Annotated in this window: 16 protein-coding genes and 1 pseudogene; 3 read left to right on the top strand and 14 right to left on the bottom strand. The window is 41.5% G+C overall.

Annotated elements, in window-relative coordinates; genetic code table 11:
* Positions 1-155: 155 nt before the first annotated feature.
* Positions 156-785 carry a helix-turn-helix domain-containing protein gene (locus tag ACYQ03_RS05260; protein WP_459908141.1) on the top strand — a complete coding sequence of 210 codons (630 nt, stop codon included), beginning with the start codon at positions 156-158 and terminating at the stop codon, positions 783-785.
* A gap of 379 nt (positions 786-1,164) precedes the next feature.
* Here the strand turns inward: ACYQ03_RS05260 and ACYQ03_RS05255 are convergent, their stop codons facing one another.
* Positions 1,165-2,037: an AraC family transcriptional regulator gene (locus tag ACYQ03_RS05255; RefSeq protein WP_459908139.1), complete on the bottom strand. Its 873-nt coding sequence runs from the start codon at positions 2,035-2,037 to the stop codon at positions 1,165-1,167.
* Between the two features lie 167 nt (positions 2,038-2,204).
* Between ACYQ03_RS05255 and ACYQ03_RS05250 the strand changes: the two genes are divergently transcribed.
* Both ACYQ03_RS05250 and ACYQ03_RS05245 read left to right on the top strand, forming a co-directional pair.
* Positions 2,205-4,283: a thioredoxin domain-containing protein gene (locus ACYQ03_RS05250; protein WP_459908137.1), complete on the top strand. Its 2,079-nt coding sequence runs from the start codon at positions 2,205-2,207 to the stop codon at positions 4,281-4,283.
* Between the two features lie 48 nt (positions 4,284-4,331).
* Positions 4,332-5,678: an ATP-binding protein gene (locus ACYQ03_RS05245; RefSeq protein WP_459908136.1), complete on the top strand. Its 1,347-nt coding sequence runs from the start codon at positions 4,332-4,334 to the stop codon at positions 5,676-5,678.
* A 205-nt stretch (positions 5,679-5,883) separates the two neighbouring features.
* Here the strand turns inward: ACYQ03_RS05245 and ACYQ03_RS05240 are convergent, their stop codons facing one another.
* The 13 genes and pseudogenes from ACYQ03_RS05240 to ACYQ03_RS05180 form a co-directional block, all read right to left on the bottom strand.
* A complete protein-coding gene (locus tag ACYQ03_RS05240; protein ID WP_459908135.1) occupies positions 5,884-6,273 on the bottom strand; it encodes an XRE family transcriptional regulator in 390 nt (129 codons plus the stop codon).
* A gap of 39 nt (positions 6,274-6,312) precedes the next feature.
* The gene (locus ACYQ03_RS05235) at positions 6,313-7,875 is read right to left on the bottom strand and encodes a methyl-accepting chemotaxis protein (RefSeq protein ID WP_459908133.1); all 1,563 of its coding nucleotides are present in this window, start codon (positions 7,873-7,875) and stop codon (positions 6,313-6,315) included.
* A 106-nt stretch (positions 7,876-7,981) separates the two neighbouring features.
* Positions 7,982-8,710, bottom strand: coding sequence for a metallophosphoesterase (locus ACYQ03_RS05230; protein WP_459908131.1), 729 nt, complete (start codon positions 8,708-8,710; stop codon positions 7,982-7,984).
* Positions 8,711-8,820: 110 nt separating this feature from the next.
* Entirely contained in the window at positions 8,821-9,696 is an 876-nt protein-coding gene (locus ACYQ03_RS05225; RefSeq protein WP_459908130.1) for a glycosyltransferase family 2 protein, read from the bottom strand.
* A gap of 112 nt (positions 9,697-9,808) precedes the next feature.
* A complete protein-coding gene (locus tag ACYQ03_RS05220) occupies positions 9,809-12,019 on the bottom strand; it encodes a YcdB/YcdC domain-containing protein (protein ID WP_459908128.1) in 2,211 nt (736 codons plus the stop codon).
* 127 nt (positions 12,020-12,146) lie between these two features.
* Positions 12,147-12,485, bottom strand: coding sequence for a P-II family nitrogen regulator (locus ACYQ03_RS05215; RefSeq protein ID WP_459908126.1), 339 nt, complete (start codon positions 12,483-12,485; stop codon positions 12,147-12,149).
* Positions 12,486-12,588: 103 nt separating this feature from the next.
* Positions 12,589-13,992, bottom strand: a complete 1,404-nt coding sequence (locus tag ACYQ03_RS05210; RefSeq protein WP_459908124.1) for an ammonium transporter — start codon at positions 13,990-13,992, stop codon at positions 12,589-12,591.
* Positions 13,993-14,158: 166 nt separating this feature from the next.
* Positions 14,159-15,481 (bottom strand): ammonium transporter, encoded by a 1,323-nt coding sequence (locus ACYQ03_RS05205; RefSeq protein WP_459908123.1) that lies wholly within the window; start codon positions 15,479-15,481, stop codon positions 14,159-14,161.
* A 117-nt stretch (positions 15,482-15,598) separates the two neighbouring features.
* Positions 15,599-15,937 carry a P-II family nitrogen regulator gene (locus tag ACYQ03_RS05200; RefSeq protein WP_459908121.1) on the bottom strand — a complete coding sequence of 113 codons (339 nt, stop codon included), beginning with the start codon at positions 15,935-15,937 and terminating at the stop codon, positions 15,599-15,601.
* Between the two features lie 286 nt (positions 15,938-16,223).
* Positions 16,224-16,799 carry an ANTAR domain-containing response regulator gene (locus ACYQ03_RS05195; RefSeq protein WP_459908120.1) on the bottom strand — a complete coding sequence of 192 codons (576 nt, stop codon included), beginning with the start codon at positions 16,797-16,799 and terminating at the stop codon, positions 16,224-16,226.
* A gap of 14 nt (positions 16,800-16,813) precedes the next feature.
* Positions 16,814-17,923 (bottom strand): alanine racemase, encoded by a 1,110-nt coding sequence (gene alr, locus ACYQ03_RS05190; RefSeq protein ID WP_459908119.1) that lies wholly within the window; start codon positions 17,921-17,923, stop codon positions 16,814-16,816.
* Positions 17,924-18,013: 90 nt separating this feature from the next.
* Positions 18,014-19,138 (bottom strand): annotated as a pseudogene (gene ald / locus ACYQ03_RS05185) (alanine dehydrogenase).
* Between the two features lie 289 nt (positions 19,139-19,427).
* Complete coding sequence (locus tag ACYQ03_RS05180; RefSeq protein ID WP_459908117.1) at positions 19,428-19,661, bottom strand: hypothetical protein; 234 nt, start codon at positions 19,659-19,661, stop codon at positions 19,428-19,430.
* Positions 19,662-19,772: the final 111 nt, after the last annotated feature.

The following is a 19,772-nucleotide window of genomic DNA, read 5'->3' as shown; positions in this document are numbered from 1 at the left end:
AGCAGTACAAGTTTCTTTAAAATAGACATTTTTTGCTGTTTTTCTATTTAAAGTAGAAAATTTACAATAATAAAGTTATAATAAATTAATTATTATATTTAATTTCACATATTAACCAATTAGTCTATTTTAAATAAACTTTTCACGGAGGCTCTATGTCGGAAATTAATATTGAAATCGGAAAAAGAGTTAGGAACTTCCGCAAAATGAGAAAGATGACCATAGCAGAGCTGGCCCAGATTATTTCTAAAAGTAAAGCAACCGTATCCAAGTATGAAAAAGGAGAAATTGTGCTGGATATTGTTACATTATATGATATTGCCAACGCTCTCCAGGTGCATGTGGAACAACTTCTTTACTGCAGGCCGGAACGGACAGCCATATCTACTAAAGGAAAAAACCCGGCATTTTTCAACGGCATTTCCCAGTTTTACTCTTATGTTTTTGACGGACGATCAAACCAGCTTGTGCGATGTGTCTTTGATGTTTTATCAGAATCCGGAGAGTCAAGATATAAAATCATGATGTACATGAACTTTAAGGATTATGACAATTATCAAAACTGCGAAAATACCTATTGGGGATACATAGAGCATTATGACGCCCTGACGAATATATATATGAAAAACCAGGATACGCCCATGGAACAGGTAACCATTAGCATTTTAGCATCTTTTCTAGATTCAAATACAAAATGGGGTCTATTCTTTGGAATTTCTTCACGGCCTATGATGCCGATCGCAGTCAAAATGCTTTTTTTCCAAAAAGATATTAAAAGAAGATGAAACTCTTATCCATCAGCTTAAGGTTTCACGAGAAGATATCCGCCTACTGAAGCTTTATAATATGCTTTCGGTGACCTAATCCTCTTTAAAATAAAAAATAGCGGCCCGAAATGTGATTTCAAAGCCGCCGTTGAACCACTGAAGCAATTAAGCCACGCTACAAATTTTCACTTCACGTATATAAATATGATTTTTTCAAATCCGATTATTCTACCCTAAGTAAGTGCTTAACATAGATTTCATATTCCTGGATAGCAGATGTCATCGCAAAACTCTGCAATGGCTATGGGATAGGCCGCTGCCAGTTCTACAATGTGGTAAAAATCTCAGGCTACACTGTTGTGCATGAAATCAACTCCTAACCTTTTTACTGAAGCTATTAGCATTTCTTTACTGGAATCCAAATTTCACTTCTAAAGTTGGGAGAAGTCACATCCTTATGCTCATTCCATAATATCTCAGGTCCTTCTTCAGCCTGATATCCAACTGAAGGAAACCATTCCGAATAGATTCTTCCCCAAACGTCTTGTAACGTATTGGGAAAAGGGCCCACCGCTTCAAAGACAGCCCAGGTTAAGGCAGGAACATTAAGTTGGGCAAAGTCATCTGGAGCTTCCTCCGTTGTAGCCACACCTATATAATGATCAAGTTCCCCTTTTTCCTCCATTCGGCCTTCAGAAAAGTTAGTGGATGCACTAAGTAGCCCCAAAGGCTCTACATTAGAAAGGTTCTTGAGTTTCGTAATTATATCTTGATTTAAACTTTTCCACATAGCTGCAATCTCCGGATTAACTCCGTTAAAAATAATAGGCACTCGTTTCTTCATACCAACTATATGAAATGCTTCTTTTTCTACAATTCGATAGTTCAATTCGCTTCCTCCTTTGATTGATAACTGAAAGGTCATGGGCGGGTATGCCTTTAGAGATTGGCCATTATTCCTTGCTTCTGTGGGTTTTACCCCATGTAGACCTTGAAAAGCTCTTGCAAAGGAATCAGGCGAATTGTAGCCATACTTGATGGCAACATCAATTACTTTTAAGTCGCTATTCTTTAGCTCAAAGGCTGCCAGGGTGAGGCGCCTGCGTCGGATATATTCCGATAGCGGAACACCAGCCAGGAAAGAAAACATTCTTTTAAAATGATATTCTGAGCAGCAGGCAATTCTTGCCACTTCCTTAAAATCTATATCATTAGTCAAATTCTTTTCTATATAGGTTAATGCTGCATTCATTTGTTCAAGCATGCCCATTGTCATAACCTCCCCTCATCAATAGAATATCAGAAGCGTAATCGATTGATCCGACATTTCGTGCACAGATTTGTAGGGTTATTACACATAACGGCTTATTTATAATCTGCTCCTCGGGCAACATAATATCATGATACCCCGTGCAAAAAAATCAGGAGGTGATGCCCATGATACTAACCGAGAAGCCCAATAGACTAATCAATGAAAAAAGTCCTTATCTTCTGCAACATGCTCATAACCCCGTGGATTGGTTCTCCTGGGGTGAGGATGCCTTTGCCAAGGCCAAAAAAGAAGATAAGCCAATTTTTTTATCTGTTGGTTACTCCACTTGTCATTGGTGCCACGTTATGGAACGGGAATCCTTTGAATCTGAAGATGTGGCGGATGTTTTAAATCAATACTTCATTTCAATCAAGGTAGATCGGGAAGAACGACCGGATATTGACCAGATATATATGAATGTGTGCCAAGCACTTACTGGGTCTGGGGGCTGGCCCTTAACTATTATCATGACGCCAAACCAAAAACCCTTTTTTGCGGGAACCTACTTCCCTAAAACCTCTAACTATGGACGACCCGGTTTAATAGAAGTTTTAGAGCAAATCTCAGGCATGTGGCAAGGGGAACGCAGTCGTCTGCTGGAGATAGGAGATAAACTGACCAGCCATATGCAAGCCGAAGCTTCAACTGCTCCGGGTCAGTTGCCCGCTGATATCCTGGAGCAAACCTATCGCCTCTTTGAAAAAAATTATGATAAAAGTTACGGTGGTTTTGGCAATGCACCCAAATTTCCCACTCCCCATAACTTAATGTTTTTATTACGTTACTGGTACAAAACTGGCGAAGAAAAGGCCCTAGATATGGTGGCAGAAACATTAGATGCCATGCATCGAGGCGGTATTTATGATCATATTGGCTTTGGTTTTGCCCGCTACTCCACTGATAAAAAGTGGTTGGTGCCACATTTTGAGAAAATGCTTTATGACAACGCCCTGCTGGCCTTTGCCTTTATGGAAACCTACCAAATAACGAAGAACCCTCGCTTTGGAAGAATTGCCAAAGAGATCTTTACCTATATTCTCAGGGACATGACTTCACCAGAGGGGGGCTTTTATTCAGCAGAGGATGCTGATTCCGAGGGTGTGGAAGGAAAATTTTATGTTTGGCAGCCTGAAGAAGTTATTAAATTACTAGGTCCCGTGGACGGTGAACTTTTCTGTCGGTACTATGATATTACCACAAAGGGTAATTTTGAGGGTGCCAGTATACCAAATTTAATTAATCAGAACCCCCTGCAATTTGCCGAAGAACTAGACATTTCGCTAGAGGACCTAGTGGAAGGCTTAGAAAAATGTCGCAAGACCCTGTTTGAAGAACGGGAGAAAAGAATTCATCCATATAAGGATGATAAGATCCTAACTTCCTGGAATGGTTTAATGATTGCAGCCTTAGCTAAAGGTGCCCAGGTGTTCCAAAGTAATCTTTACCTAGAGGCTGCTGAAAAAGCAATGGACTTTATCTTTGCTAAACTTCAAAGGCCAAATGGTCGTCTACTGGCCCGTTACAGGGAAGGGGAAGCAGCCTATCAAGCTTATTTGGATGATTATGCCTTTATCATTTGGGCACTGTTAGAACTTTATCAGGCTAGCTTTGAGCCTAGGTATCTGCAAAATGCAGTCAACTTGACCGAAGCTATGCTTGACTTGTTTTACGATAATGAACATGGCGGTTTCTATTTTTATGGTAAAGACAGTGAGGAACTTTTCAGCCGTCCCAAGGATATTTACGACGGAGCCATTCCTTCGGGTAATTCAGTGGCCACAGTAAACCTCCTCAAACTGGCTAGGCTAACGGAGAGTTCGCGCTATGGAGAAATAGCAAAGCAACAGTTGCAGGTATTTGCCGGAGATCTAGAACGATATCCGGCCGGTTACTCTTTCTTCATGATGGGTGCTTATTTAGAGCAGGAGCCGCCTATGGAAATAGTTGTGGCGGGACCCAAAGAGGACCCCGTATTGAAGCAAATGGTGGGAACCTTGCAGCAAAGTTTTCTACCCAATGCTTCTTTAATGGTTCGTTACGATAATGATTTTGCAGCCAAATGGAGTGATTTATTACCCCTAATAAAAGACAAGAATCCTGTTACTGGTAAAACTGCTGCCTATGTCTGTAAGAATTTTTCCTGCCAAGCACCAGTTACAGAACTTACTGCGCTGCAGAATCTGCTAAAAAATAAAGGTTCCTAGACAAAAAAGTAGAATAACTCTGGTAGAAAATTGTCTGGGGGTCGTAAAATGGATAAGCAAAAATTAATCAAGATTCATCATGCACTGAACTGCCTAACTTTATTTCGGGAAATCACCGAGGATAAAGCAGTTCAGTGCTACAGCAGGCTAATCAGCTCTATGGTGCAGGGAGATACCCCCTTATCTGTGGACATATTGGCGGATTACCACAGACTCATAGGCTTTTTGCTGGAAGAAGCAGTAAACCCACAATTGCCCAAATTAGGTACTGCATGGCAAAATTATTTGTTAAACCGGATACTATTTAACAATAATTTATATGCCCGGAAATATGTTACTGAAGAAAGCATAAACTCGACTCTTAAGGAGGCTTTTTTACACGACCTTAAAAACTTACAGCTTCTTTGTCAAGAAGGTTTGCAGGTATTAGAAGAGCCCCTTAACCAGACACCTGGTGTATTTTTAGCCACGTCCGATCCCTTGCCTGATTCCCCAGGTGCTCATCCTCTGTCCGACCTGCTAATGGACATGAAACAAAAACTTTTGGTAGGTACTTGTTGGTCAGATTATCTAGCTGATTTTAATAATTTTTATCAGACAGCTGGCTTTGGCCAACTTGCCATTTATTGGGCCTTCCGTTGGGAACCGGGATCCATTGGGTTCCACTTGGCTGGGATTGAAAATCCTGACCCCATCAGGTTAAAGCAATTGATCGGCTATGAACGTCAGAGAAAACAAGTACTATCTAATACCGAACGGTTATTGCAGGGACAAAAGGCCCATAATTTAATTTTATATGGGGATAGAGGAACAGGAAAATCTTCTACTGTTAAGGCATTGTTACATAAATATGGGGCAATGGGTCTACGACTGGTACAAATATCCCGCAAAAATCTGAGTGGCCTGCAGTCTTTAAGTAGATTATTAATTAATTTTCCTCAAAAATTTATTATTTTTATCGATGACTTATCCTTTGAAGAATCAGAAACTGATTATAAGGAATTTAAGACTCAACTTGAGGGTAGTCTTGAACAACAACCCTCCAACATTTGTATCTATGTCACTTCTAACCAACGCAATTTAATAAAAGAATATTTTAGTGATCGACATACCAAGATGGTGGATGGAGAAGTACATACCGGAGATACCCAGCAGGAAAAGTTATCTCTGGCAGACCGCTTTGGTCTAAAAATTACTTTTATAGCACCGGACAAGGAAGTTTTTCTGGAGATTGTCCGTCAACTGGCAGTTCAAGAAAAAATAAATCTGGATCAGGCAACCTTAGAACGATTGGCACTGCAATGGGTACTCTGGAATAATGAACGTTCAGGCCGTACTGCCCGACAATTTATTGACCATATTAAGGATAGATATGACGACCTTGATATTTTCTAAATTAAAAAAGGGACTATTGCAACAACTAGTCATTCTTGTGTAGATAATTGGAAGGACACGGGGGTCGTCCCCTACAATCGGAATTGCACTTACGTAATATCAGTAAATTTGAATGTAAAAAGGGGGTAGCTCACTACAAAAGTAGTTTGCAACCCCTCTTTACTTTGCAACTTCTGATGAAAATACAGTAGCTAATGGATCATGTTTAAAAGTCTTGATGGCTTTCCTGTTCCAGCATTACGTTAATCATTGCATCCAATTCTTCATCGGTGATGCCTCTTTTGGCCTGCTCTTTGGTGACCCGAAGAAATGGAGCCAGTTCGCCATTTAATAATTTCTGCTGATCGAATACATTTAGCCGAGATAGAATTCTTTTAGGACCGATAACATCATCCCCAAGAAAATAATATACATTAATACCGGTAGCAAGGGAGATAGCTTGAACTATGGCAACCTGAGCAGTTTTCTTGGGATTAAACTGCTTTAGGCCCTCAATATCAGAGATCTCAAGCATAGTTCTACCAGCAAGTTCCTGAATTGACATCTTTCTTAGTTCGATCATTTCTTCAACCCGTGGAAAAATATTTTTTGCCAATGTTGTTCCTCCTGACCTGTTCTGTGGTTGCTATTTACTCTAAACCTTAAACATTTTTACCAAGTTTTGAAAATCATTACCCATCCGGGCCAAATCCTGAGAGGCGCTGGCTATTTCCTGAACAGTGGCACTGGCTTGCTCAGTTGCTGCGGCAAGGTTTTGTGCACTGGTACTGTTCTTTTCAGCTCCCTGGGCAATTTCTTTAATAATAACTACGGTTTGGTTTACCTGTTCTACTATTTCTTTTAGTGACTGCCCCGCAGAGTTGACCACCTGAGTACCTTGGTATACCTCCTGAACACCTAAATTCATATCCTTGACAGCCTGAACTGTCTCTTGCTGTATATGATTAATAATCAAACTAATTTCTTTAGCAGCTTGGGACGATTGTTCAGCTAATCTTCTTACTTCTTCAGCAACCACCGCAAAACCTCTGCCTTGATCTCCTGCCCTGGCTGCCTCAATGGCTGCATTAAGGGCCAGTAAATTAGTCTGATCTGCAATACCTGTAATGACCTCAGTAATCCTGCCAATCTCCTGGGATCGGTCCCCTAACTTAACAACTTGTTCAGAGCTCTTATCCACTTTCTGAACAATGGAGTTCATTTTATCCACTGCTTGATTCACTGCCTGATTACCCTTTTGAGCCGCCTTCTCAACTTCCTGAGAAACCTCCACTGCATTGTCTGCACAGGCGGCTTCCTGGGTTGCTATACTGGCCAAATCCGTGGTTGTACTGGTAATTTCCTCAACTGCAGCGCTTACTTCTTGGCTGGCTGCGGAAAGTTCCTGACTATGGGCTGCTAGACTAGTACTCTTCTCGACCACTTGCCTAGCCATTTCATGAAGATTATCCACCATTGTATTAAAGGCCTTGCCCAGCTGTGCCAATTCATCATTACCCATAACTTCTACCCTTTGGGTTAAATCACCCTGGGCAACAATGCTGGTATCCCGAAGCATCCGATTGATGGGTCTGGTAACCGCTCTGGAAGCTAATATACTAAACATGATACCCAGCAATATAGCAATTACACCAAAGATTTGGGCAATTTTTTTAGTTTCAACGCTTATTTGCATGGAGCGATCTTCTGAATTCTTACTTTCTTGTTTTTTATAGTTAACATAATCAGTTACTTCTTTCTTTAGTTGATCTGATAGGGGATCATAACGTTCTTCTTTCAACTGTTTTGCCTGTTCATTTTGCCCATTTTCTACCAAGGGGACAATCTCAGACATAAAAACCTGGCCCAACTGTTGGTTTAATTCATTTACTTTAGTAATTCTGTCTAAATTTACTTTTTGCCTCGTTAGTTTGATTAGCTCATTCTCTTTTGCCAGGGTATAATTTAATTTTTCCTCATACTTCTCTTTGTCCGCCACAACACCAGTTATTACATACTCCTTGGCTAGGCTGTTTTGTTCCTCAATAAACATGTCGATGTCTAATCCTTGCATAGTACGAACATTATGCTGCTGTAAACCATCAATTTCAATAGTAATTTGGTTAACTTTGTAAAGCATAGCCCCTGCTAACAAACCTGCAAGTAATAGAATAACGCAGTAACCCAGTACTATTTTCGTGGTTATCTTTAATTGCATTTTCTCCCCTCCCCGATCAATTAGTAAACTATTGACATAAATTTCATGACAAAACTATAACTAAGTCAATTATTTTTTTCAACCGTTATTGGGGGTTTTTTTACAATTATTTTTCTGCAATTAGTACTGGGTTAAAATTAAGGAAATCTGCACTGACTAGATGGAACTTTATACCCCAGGCTTCATCAGGTAGTCGATAGTTTTTTGCCCGGTCGTGCAGGTGTCCATAGACCACTCTGTTTACTTTAAATTCGCACAGTATATCAATAAATCCAGATCGCTCGTGAGTTTCGTTGGTCGGCATAAAGTGCATCATAACAATAATTTCCTCTGGACTACCTTGAATACTGCGCAGGGAATTTTCTAGTCGAATTAATTCCCTTTTATATATCTTCTCATCCTCTTCGGTAAACTGATGGCTGTTAGGACAGGTCCAACCCCTGGTACCACAAAGTACCGTTTCTCCCACCACCATGTGATCATTCTGAATTAATTTCACATTGTCAGGTACAAACTTTCGAGTTTTGGATATTCCCTGCCACCAGTAATCATGATTACCTGGTACAGCATAGATGGTTCCTGGTAGCATTCCCAGATAATCTACATCGTTGCGTGCTTCCTCTAAGCGTGTGGCCCAGGAAATATCCCCAGGCATTAAGACAATATCTTCTGGCTTTATCTTCATACACCAGTTTTCATAAACCTTCTGGTAATGCCGTTGCCATTCATGGTTAAAGATATCCATTGGTTTATTCAGTATTGCCTCATCCCAGTGCTGGGGATTTACTGGATTCCTAAAGGAAAGGTGCAAATCACTTATTCCAAAGAATTTCACAGCCACATCCCCTTCCCCTGTAATCTCATATATTAAATCGCCAGCTACTATCACCATTTTTTGGTACTTGAGGATATCTTATCGCTCAGGTTCTGGGATTGTCAACACGCTTATAAAGGAATTTGAAATTTATTCATAAACCAATCATCATTGTACTTTCTTCTTTTTAAATACCGTTCCCTCTGTTGTAATACATTGCTTTCTAGTACAACTTCGGAGACCAATTCTCCAATATCCTTCAGGTAGCTATACATTTTGATGACCTGCCCCACCCTTTGTGAATTAAAATGACTGAAGGCCATGCGAATACCATTATAGGCATATTCCTCCATGGTGATGGGATAGGGATGCTTACTACGGAACTGATGTTGGATAACCACCGCTGGGTCTACTTCGACCCTGTAGCCAAATAACCAGAGCTTCATAGAAAACTCTGCATCCTCAAAACCATAGGTTCGAAAACCTGTTTCAAAGCCTTCCACATCATTAAATACCTCTCTGGTTACTGCCACACAGCCACCTGGCGCTATGGGTACCTCTGTAATATCGCCGGTACTGGTTAACCATCGGGCTTCCAGTTTATCGTTCCAGGTCATGCCGTAACCAATGGCATAATTCTGATTCATATTAGCAATACCCGGTGAAATAGCACCAGAGCCCCGTTCTAAAAGGCCCTCAGATAATATCTCCAACCATTCTGGTTCCACCGTTATATGGGCATCACAAAATACTAGTATATCACCAGTAGATTGTTGAACACCTAAGTTTCTAGCATTGGCTGCTCCTATTCCTGTGGTATTAATTAGTTTTATACCTGAATAAAATTTGCTTTTATTTAAAAACGCACAACAACCATCGGTGGATCCATCATTAACTACAGTAATATCATAGGGAATCCTACTGGGTGTTGCCATTATGGACTCGATGGTTTGCCTGATTAGCTTTCCCTCATTCTTGCACGGTATAATAATCGAAACTTGGGCCATTATTTTCCCCCTTAATCCTTATTTTTATCATTCTATGAGACGGGGGACATAATTTAGTATTCTAAAAGATAGGTCAAAAAAGCACCTACCCATAAAGGCAGGTGCTTAGCAGTTACTTTTGAACTTTTAACATGCGCACCAAGGAGATGGCTGCATAGCCCCTACTAACCTTTTCATTGGGAGCATAATATCCCTGATTGTCATTCTGTAACCCCAGTCCGAGGCTTAGGGCTGCATAGCCCCTCAGTTGTGCTGGGACAAGCTGAGCATCCCGGGTTTGCAGGTTGTAAATTTGTGAAAGCTTAGCTGCTCCATCATAATCCAGTGTATTAATCATTAGTTTTGCCAGTTCCAATCTTGTCAGTTCCTTATCTAGATCAGTGGCTTCGTCCTGTTGAATAATTCCTAGGTTAACTGCATTGGTAATAAGGTGTTGCTTCTCCTCTTCTTTTTCCTGATTAGTCTTCAGCAGTTCATAGGGGACAGGCCTCTGCCAGCCTCTAGTGGCAACCAGCATTTCTAAAGCCTCAAACTTTGTAATATTGCGGTCTGGGTAAAACTTCCCATCGGTAGATGTAATAATTTTAGCCTTGGCCAGTTGCATAATGGCATCTACCCCGGGGTGACCACTGATATCCGTAAAATTACTGGTTTCTTTGGGTGTAATGGATTCACCATTGCTGTTTAGGTATTGACCAGTTTTAGCATCAAGCATATAAGAAGGTCGATCTTTTAACCGATATACCAAATTAACCTGGGCTTGATTATTTGCCCTGTTGGTATTGATATACTCCAGTCCCAGGCCGTCACCACTCAGGAAGGTTTCAGTGGCCTTGGTCTGGCCAATTTCCTGTGTCACCTCAGGGAATTTAACATTCCACCAGTCCATTCGGTAGCTGGTGATCTCCCCTGTGTTACCATCAACTTCGACATCGAAGCCGTTATTAGTAAAGGGAATGCCATTGGCAATACGGATATAGGAAAAATGATAATTCCTTGTAATACCCTTTTCCAAATAATCACTGTCTAAGCTATTCTCCAGCTTAATTTCGGAGAATCGCTTGGGCTGCTGTTTCTTGATAAAATCCTCTGCTTTTTGCCTGGCCTGCTCCTTATTAACCACCGGTTTGGTTGTCTTTCTTTCCTCAAAGCCCTTCTTCCAGATGTTATAATAAACAAGTTCACCAGTTACAGCATTAATTCCAGCACTGATACTTTGCAAATCTGTTGTATTATTTTCATTGTACCAGTGAAAATTCCATTGTTTTTGTTCCGGGTATTGATAATCTTGGGTTAATCTACTCTCTGTCAGCTTTAACTCAGCAGGCACCTTAACAATACTTTTAACCTTAGTCATTGCCTTTTCTGCACTGAGAAGATTTTTTATCTTATCAACTTCTGCCTGCTCTGCTGGCGACATCTCACTTCTACTGGACTTTGCCGCTTCAGCTTCTCCACCCATACCTTTATCATAGGCCCCATACAATTGGCCCTCAATGACCTTTCCTGTGAAGGCATCAACTATTAAACTGGCTCCCTTTTTTACCCGGTAGACCAATTTGACTGGCGTATCTTTGTCACCATTAGTCCAGGGACGATAATACACCAATTCGATATTATCGCCGATGACTTTTTCTGCCTCTTTGATTGAGATCTTTCCTGCGGCAGAAGGGAAACTTGTCTTATCATTCCAGTTCAGACCTAATCCCAACAGTTGACCAGTATCCCCATTTATCCGAATGTAGATATTATTTTCTGGATAGACAACGCCGTTAACCACTCGGTTAAAGTTATAATAGTATTCCACCGGACCCCTATCTCCAAAACCATAAAAGGGTTGGTCTTGATTGGGGACAAGCTTTGTTTGGGTAGCGTAACCCGGCACTAATTTTTCCATCCATTGCCGTGCAATCTTAGCCGATTCATCATAAGAGTAACGGGGTAAACCACTATATTTTTGGCCCGGGGGCAGCTCTTCCCAACGATCCATACCAAAGATTTCACCGTCTATGGCGTTAATGCGGACTGATATATTTCCCCTTGGCTCTGTATTGCGTGTCCAATTAAGATGCCATTCAGCCCTCTCTCCGTAGGTACTAAAGCCACTTTCAAACCGATCATATTCATTGGTAATATTAAAAGTCTCCTTAGCCTTGGCTATGGCCTTGTCCAATGAATATTTAGCCTTGGAAAGATCCCCCTCGACCTGGGCAGGTTTTTTGGCAATGACATCAGACCTAACATCTGCATAGGCCGCTGGGTTAAACATTAAGCCACTGACTAGCCAACCTGCCATAAGGGCACTGACTATTTTTTTTGCCAAGCAAATTCACTCCTCTTTTAAATCTTTATTATATAGACGTTTACCTACCCCAAGATGTAACCCACCATTTTAGAAAACACACCAAAAAATTCCCGGGCAAGCCCGGGAATTAAAAACACACTCTAGCTTATATGGCTTTTTCACCCTGTTCTCCAGTACGAATTCGAACAGCATTGGCAACAGGGAAAATAAATATTTTGCCATCACCAATTTCTCCACTACGGGCCATTTCACAGATAGCCTTTACGCAGTCATCAACTCGCAAATCATCAACAACAAGCTCAATCTTTACCTTTGGCAATAGATTAATACTATATTCAGCCCCCCGATAGACCTCTTTTCGTCCCTTTTGATAACCGCAGCCCATAACCTGGGAAACAGTCATACCATGAATGCCAAGTTTGTTAAGACCCTCTTTTACATCCTCCAACTTGCCTGGACGGACGATAGCTTCAATTTTAGTCATCATTACTTCCTCCCTTTGAAAAAGATTTACATTCCGCTAACTGCCATACCTAGATCGCAAAATAAATCTGGCCCTAGTCGTATGCCAAGGGCTATGAACTAGGCTAATCTAAAGCCGATGACTGATGGCTGACTGTTAAATTATTTTCCTTGGACCGTTGAAGAGCCATAGTTTTTATCTCTCGGGTAAGGGAACCCCCAAAGGTATCTGTATAAGCATAGGCAGTTTCACCATGGACACTACTATCCAGACCCATTACTTCATCATCCTCGGATACTCTTAGGCTGGTAAAGATACTGATAACTTTTAATATCAAAAAGGTAGCCAGAGCAGCAAAGACCACAGTAGCAGCCACCCCAATCACCTGAGTGCTTAGTTGGGCAGCATTACCATAAAATAAACCATCAGCTCCTGCTTCGTTAACAGACTTACTGGCAAATAAGCCTGTGGCTATGGCACCCCATGTCCCACCGACCCCATGGATACCAAAGGCATCTAGGGCATCGTCATAGCCCAGTTTTGTTTTGACCACTGCCACTGCAAAGTAGCACAGAGGGCCAACCACTAGACCAATAATAACAGCGGGCATAGGAGCTACAAAACCAGCGGCGGGGGTAATGGCCACTAGACCAGCCACTGCACCGGATACACAGCCCAAGACTGTTGGTTTACCATGATGGATCCATTCAGCCAGTACCCAGGAAAGACCGCCAGCAGCAGCAGCAATATGCGTTACTGCAAAGGCACTGGCAGCTAAACCATTGGCAGCTAGAGCACTACCAGCGTTAAAACCAAACCAACCAAACCAGAGTAAAGTAGCACCAAGAATGGTCATAGGTAGGTTGTGGGGAACCATTGGTTCACTACCGTAACCCTTTCTTTTGCCAATAACCAATGCCGCAACCAAACCAGCTACACCAGAACTAATATGAACAACAGTACCACCGGCAAAGTCTAAGGCACCTAATTGCATTAACCAGCCGCCACCCCAAACCCAATGACAGAGGGGAGAATAAACCACAGAGACCCAGATTATAATAAATGGCAAGAAAGCTTTGAAACTCATTCTTTCTGCAATGGAACCAGTAATAATAGCCACAGTAATGAGTGCAAACATCATTTGAAAGGCCATAAAAATAAAGTGAGGTATTGTGCCCCCGTTAGGTTCTTGCCCTACCCCTTGAAGCCAAAGGTAATCCAGACCACCAATAACACTGTTATTATCGGTACCAAAAGCTAAAGTATAACCATATAAAACCCAGATAACAGAAACAACACATAGTACAATAAAGCTCAGCATAATTGTACTCAGTACATTTTTCTTACGAACCATACCACCATAAAATAGTGCCAATCCAGGTGTCATAATCATCACCAATGCAGAACAGATAATGATAAAAGTTGTATCACCAGTGTCAATGGCAGGAGTTTCTCCAGCCCAGGCAATACCTGGTAGCAACATTAAAACGAACAGGGCCATAAATAAGGTTTTCATTCTGTTTGTCATTTTCTAAACCCTCCTAGTAAATTTTTTATCTGAAGTCTTTCCGGGGGTACCCTTCCAGACAAGACTTCTATGTAAAAGTGAAGGCGCCTGATCCAAGGGATTTTTAATATTCCCTGAATTTAGCGCCATCGCTTAATAAACACATCTTTGCGTTTCTTTATTATTTTTATCGATTATAGATTAGTTCTTCTTTCATATCCGGTGTGGCTGGGTATGCACCTAAATCTGTAGATAACCCTTCCATTCCCTTACTGATAGTACTTCCACTGTAAGCCGGAATACCGTGTTCCACGATATCCAGCCCTTCCATTTCCTCGTCAGCTGTAACTCTAATGCCAACCGTCTTTTTAATAATATAAAAGGTAGCATAGGTTAACCCAAAGGCCCAAAGGGATACTGCTAGAAGCCCTAACACTTGAACACTTAAAAGGTGTAAACCGTCACCGTAGAGTAAGCCGCCTTCTTGGGCAAATATTCCTACTGCCAGAACTCCAAAGGAACCGCAAACACCGTGTACCGCAATGGCTCCAACTGGATCATCGGCCTTTATTTTATCAAAGAAGGGAACTGCTAAAACCACTAGTATACCAGCAATGGACCCTATCACAACTGCACTAAAGGGACTAACAAAAGCAGTTCCAGCTGTTATGGCTACCAAACCTGCCAGAGTACCGTTGATAGTCATACTGGGATCTGGCTTGCCGTATTTAAACATAGTAAAAAGTGTTCCCATTGTGCCGCCGGCTGCTGCAGCTAAGTTTGTAGTCACGGCAATGCGGGCAATATTACTATCTAAACCGCTTAAAGCACTTCCTGGGTTAAACCCAAACCAGCCTACCCAGAGAATAAAGGCTCCCAAAGCAGCCAGATGCATATTGTGGGCTGGCAGGACATTTACTGAACCATCTATGTTGTACTTACCCCTGCGGGGTCCCAATACCATTACTGCAGCCAAAGCACTCCAACCACCCACAGCATGAACCGCTGCCGAACCAGCAAAGTCTTTCATTCCCAGTTGGGCCAACCATCCATCGGCAGACCAAATCCAGTGACCAGCCATCGGGTAGATAATGGCACAGGCTACAAAGGAGTAGATAATATATGGAGCAAATTTCATTCTTTCAGCCACTGCGCCAGAAACAATAGATGCTACAGCCACTGCAAAGACCGCTTGAAATAACCAGTAAGCATAAACAGGTATATTTAAACCTAAATAACTAAAGTCACCTTCTAGGAAAAAGCCACTGGTACCAATAATACCGGCTTTATCCAGCCCATACATAACGGCAAAGCCAACGGCCCAATAACCCAACATTCCCACGGTACAATCCATAAATACTTTCATAACAATATTTAAAGAATTCTTAGCCCGAATGAATCCCGCTTCCAAAAAAGCGAAACCTGCTTCCATAAAGAAAACTAATGCTGCACAAAGTAATACCCAAACTGTATCAATACCCATCGCTAAGGTCTGAACATCTAGCTCCATTGTTTTATTGGACCCCCTCGTCTTTTAAGAGCAAAAAAAGATGCCCTCTAGGATAAGATCTTAAAGCCTTATTCCAGAGGGCATCTTTGCCCTAAAACTTCTCTCCTATTGTAACAATTAAAGAGCTTCGTCGCCGGTTTCACCGGTACGAATTCTTATGGCATTTTCCACCGGGTATATAAAGATTTTGCCATCTCCAACTTCCCCGGTTTTGGCTGTCTGAACAATTAGATCCACTACTTCGTCAACCAGTGAATTCCGTAAAATTATTTCCAATTTAACTTTAGGTAATAGGTTAATGGTATACTCCTGACCCCGGTAAACATTGACCCTGCCCTTTTGCTTACCGCAACCCATGACCTGGGTAACTGTCATTCCTTTAACTCCATACTCAGCTAAAGCTTCCTTGACATCTTCCAGTTTACTAGGACGTATTATGGCTTCTATTTTTTTCATTGTTCACCCTCCTACGCAAGCATTTGTAACACGCAGGGAGTGACAATAAATAAGGCTCAATGTCCGTTAGTCCCGGTCATTGAGCCCTCATTGGCCTTTAGCTTGGGGTACGCCTTTGTTCCCCTGCTGTTAGATGTTATTATATTCTTAAGTATCGACTTTAGCAAGGGCAAATAGATTAATATTCTGTATACACATTTATTACCTACGACCCTTTCACAAAGCAATAATTTCGATATAGCTATGTCCCAGACCCTTCCCTAAGACTTAATACTGATGGCTAATATTAAATACCCATTTCACTGGCAGTTATTATTGCTTCAGCCACCGCTTTCACAGAAGTTCTTTTTTTCATAGAAGTATGTTGAATAGCCCTATGGGCTTGTTCCTCTGTATAACCCCTCTGCTTCATAAGAATTGCCTTTGCACGCTCCAGGTTCTTTCTGGTCTTTAAAGCATCTTGCAATTCATAAAGTTGCTGTTGTAACTGTGTATAACGCTTATATGAGGAAATAGCAGCTTCTATGGCAGCATAAACTTGATCCTCCAGGTAGGGGCGCATTAAGAAAGCCGAGGTCACATCCCTTGCTCTTTCTACAAGGCCTTTATTACCTTGGGAAACCATTAAAACAGTTGGAGCTAAGTTTTCTTCACTAATAATTTTGGCCACCTGCATACCATCCAACACTGGTAGGTAATCATCCAGCAAAACAACTTCTGGTGATGTGGATCGAACAGCTTTTAGCGCATCCATGCCGTTGGTTGCCTCTGCTATCACACGATAACCAAGGTGTACCAACAGTTGCTTTAATTGATGTAATTCTACGTTGTCGCCACAGGCCATTACAATCCTTCTGTCCATAGTTCATCTCCCAGTCACTTGTATACCCTCGGCACTCTGCTCCCTACCCAACAAACTACTTCATAATTGATGGTTCCTAACCATGCTGCTACTTCTTCAACGGGTAATGCTTCGTCACCAAAAATAATTACTTCATCATGTACGTCCACTCCAACAATCTGTCCTACATCAACCATGCACTGATCCATGCAAACCCTTCCAACTATTGGAGCCCTTTTACCCTTAATCAAAACCTGCCCCCTAGATGATAATAACCGTGGATAGCCATCGGCATAACCGATAGGCAGAGAAGCGATGATGGTTTCCCTTGCAACTGCATAGGTGCAGCCATAGCTAATTGTAGTTCCAGGTGTAACCTTCTTCAAATGGGCAACCCTTGCCTTCAATGTCATGGCCGGCCGCAGTAAAAGTTTAGTTTTACTAACCTCTGGGGAAGGATAAAGCCCATACATAATGATACCTGGACGCACAAGATCGAGATGAGTCTCTGGAAATTCAATAATGGCTGCACTGTTTGCACAATGCCTCACAGCAAAAGTGATGTTCTTTTTTTTCAAAGATCCTAGGGTTGACATAAATATTTTAAACTGCTGCTGAGTGTAACCTTTGTCAGGTTCATCTGCAACTGCAAAATGTGTATAAATGCCCTCTACATTGAGACCTGCTAAGTTGTATACAGAAGTAATTTCCTCCAAGCCAGCATCATCAGGGGTAAAACCAATACGACCCATGCCCGTATCTAATTTTATATGTACAGTGGCCTTAACCCCTCTATTATGAGCAATTTCAGATATTTTCTTGGCTAAGTCAGATCTAAAAACAGTTAAGGTGATGTCAAATTCCAGAGCATTGGTAATTTGATCTGGTGATATGTAACCCAGCAGTAGTATGGGCACCTTGAGTCCTGCTCTACGAAGTTCTTGGGCCTCTGATAATCTTGCCACGGCAAGTCTTGTAGCTCCTGCCTCAAGTGCCGCTCGGGCCACTGGTACAGCACCATGTCCATACCCATTCGCCTTAACCACTGCCATAATTTCTTTGTTAGGTCCTATAGCTTTTCGGACTTCTCTAATATTATGTCTAATGGCTTCCAAATTAATCTCTGCCCAAACAGGCTCTAACACAATAAACACCTGCCATTGATTCAAATTTCCTTTTCATTGTAGCATACACACAAAAAAATTGCTTGGATCTCCCAAGCAATTTTCTATTTCCTATATATTCTGAATTACCTCTGACAGTGGTGAGTATTCTAAGTTAAGGGCCTCGGCCACTGCCTTAAAGGTACACTTACCATCAAGCACATTAATGCCTTTAGCTAAAGCACCGTTGTCTTTAATAGCCTGTAGCCAACCCTTGTTTGCTAATTGCAAGGCATATGGTAATGTTACATTGGTGAGGGCGAAAGTAGAAGTCCTTGCAACAGCCCCTGGCATATTTGCTACTGAGTAATGAATAACCCCGTATCTTTCGTAAATTGGTTCACTGTGGGTAGTCACTCTATCACAAGTCTCAATGGACCCCCCTTGGTCAATAGCTACATCTACAATTACAGAACCTTGCTTCATGGTTTTTACCATGTCTTCGGTTACCAGCTTGGGTGCCTTGGCCCCAGGAATTAATACTGCTCCTACCAGCAAGTCAGCCTTTTTAACAGCCTCCGCAATATTATAGCTGTTGGACATTAACGTATGGATACGGCCACCAAATAAATCATCTAAATACCTGAAACGATCAACATTAACATCAAGAATGGTTACATTTGCACCCAAGCCCATGGCCATTTTTGCTGCATTGGTTCCAACAATACCAGCGCCAACAATAACAACTTCTGCAGCAGGAACGCCGGGAACGCCTCCGAGTAAAACACCTGCACCACCATAGGTCTTCTCTAAATATCTAGCACCGATTTGAATAGACATACGTCCAGCAACTTCAGACATGGGCTGCAGCAGGGGTAGGGCGCCGTTATCCAATTGAATGGTTTCATAGGCAATACCAACAACTTTTTTGTTTATCAGGGCCGCTGTAAGTTCTGGCTATGGGGCAAGGTGAAGATAAGTGAAAAGTACTTGCCCTTCTCTAAATAAACCATACTCTGAACTTAAAGGTTCTTTAACCTTCATAATCATATCAGCCTTATCAAAGACCTCTTTAGGAGTAGCAAGAATTTGGGCACCAGCTTCGATATACGTTTCGTCCCTGAAACCACTGCCTATCCCAGCCTGCTGTTCAATAACGACCTGATGTCCGTTATCAACCATAGCTTTTACCCCAGCAGGAGTAATGGCCACACGGTTCTCATTATTTTTTATTTCTTTCGGCACTCCTATTAGCATAGCAACAACCTCCTGATGATTTCTAGGCTAAATAATTTTAAACAAAAAATAAACTTAGCTTCAATTATAAATAAGGTCATAAAGAATTTTATGTACATAATACATAATACACAATTTTCAGAAAGATCTCCATATTTTTGACAATATTTTATGCTATTCTAGATTATTTTTCTTAAATTCATTTATAAAATCAAAGATGTTTGCATATAATACAAATGGTTTTTCCGGCCACTTAAAACTTAATATGATCCTTAATTTTTTATACCTGCCACCGACCGGGCAGGTTTTTTTAGCATAGCACGCCAGAAGGTGGACCGGGGGTAATCTGACCCAGGGTAATACCAGCTGTAAAAGACGGATTACCTGATGAAGCTTTTCCCTGGCGGGAAATACCCCTTGTCCCTGCAGTAGCCGCAGGTATTGCCGGTAGTTCTGCCCTGTACCCGTTGGTTAACATAGAATAAAAGGAGCAGGAAATCTCATAGAAATTATGCCTGCTCCTAATGTTAATTAAATCGCTCAACCTAGATGCTACCTATGACAAATATGCATAGATACAATGCAAATTATGCATTTGTATTATAAGTTGGTTCATGGTAGTCTTTAAATACATAAGAAATACATTAGTCAGTAA

This window comes from Desulfotomaculum defluvii, from assembly GCF_054657375.1.
The sequence above is the reverse complement of the archived record's forward strand: the minus strand, read 5'-3'. Positions and strand labels throughout refer to the sequence as shown.

Bases quoted from the DNA above. Each gene is read 5' to 3' on its own strand.
- ACYQ03_RS05245 (WP_459908136.1), top strand. From the start codon at position 4,332: ATGGATAAGCAAAAATTAATCAAGATTCATCATGCACTGAACTGCCTA.
- ACYQ03_RS05235 (WP_459908133.1), bottom strand. From the start codon at position 7,875: ATGCAATTAAAGATAACCACGAAAATAGTACTGGGTTACTGCGTTATT.
- ACYQ03_RS05260 (WP_459908141.1), top strand. From the start codon at position 156: ATGTCGGAAATTAATATTGAAATCGGAAAAAGAGTTAGGAACTTCCGC.
- ACYQ03_RS05195 (WP_459908120.1), bottom strand. From the start codon at position 16,799: ATGGACAGAAGGATTGTAATGGCCTGTGGCGACAACGTAGAATTACAT.
- ACYQ03_RS05250 (WP_459908137.1), top strand. From the start codon at position 2,205: ATGATACTAACCGAGAAGCCCAATAGACTAATCAATGAAAAAAGTCCT.
- ACYQ03_RS05225 (WP_459908130.1), bottom strand. From the start codon at position 9,696: ATGGCCCAAGTTTCGATTATTATACCGTGCAAGAATGAGGGAAAGCTA.
- ACYQ03_RS05215 (WP_459908126.1), bottom strand. From the start codon at position 12,485: ATGACTAAAATTGAAGCTATCGTCCGTCCAGGCAAGTTGGAGGATGTA.
- ACYQ03_RS05205 (WP_459908123.1), bottom strand. From the start codon at position 15,481: ATGGAGCTAGATGTTCAGACCTTAGCGATGGGTATTGATACAGTTTGG.
- ACYQ03_RS05210 (WP_459908124.1), bottom strand. From the start codon at position 13,992: ATGACAAACAGAATGAAAACCTTATTTATGGCCCTGTTCGTTTTAATG.
- ACYQ03_RS05255 (WP_459908139.1), bottom strand. From the start codon at position 2,037: ATGGGCATGCTTGAACAAATGAATGCAGCATTAACCTATATAGAAAAG.
- ACYQ03_RS05200 (WP_459908121.1), bottom strand. From the start codon at position 15,937: ATGAAAAAAATAGAAGCCATAATACGTCCTAGTAAACTGGAAGATGTC.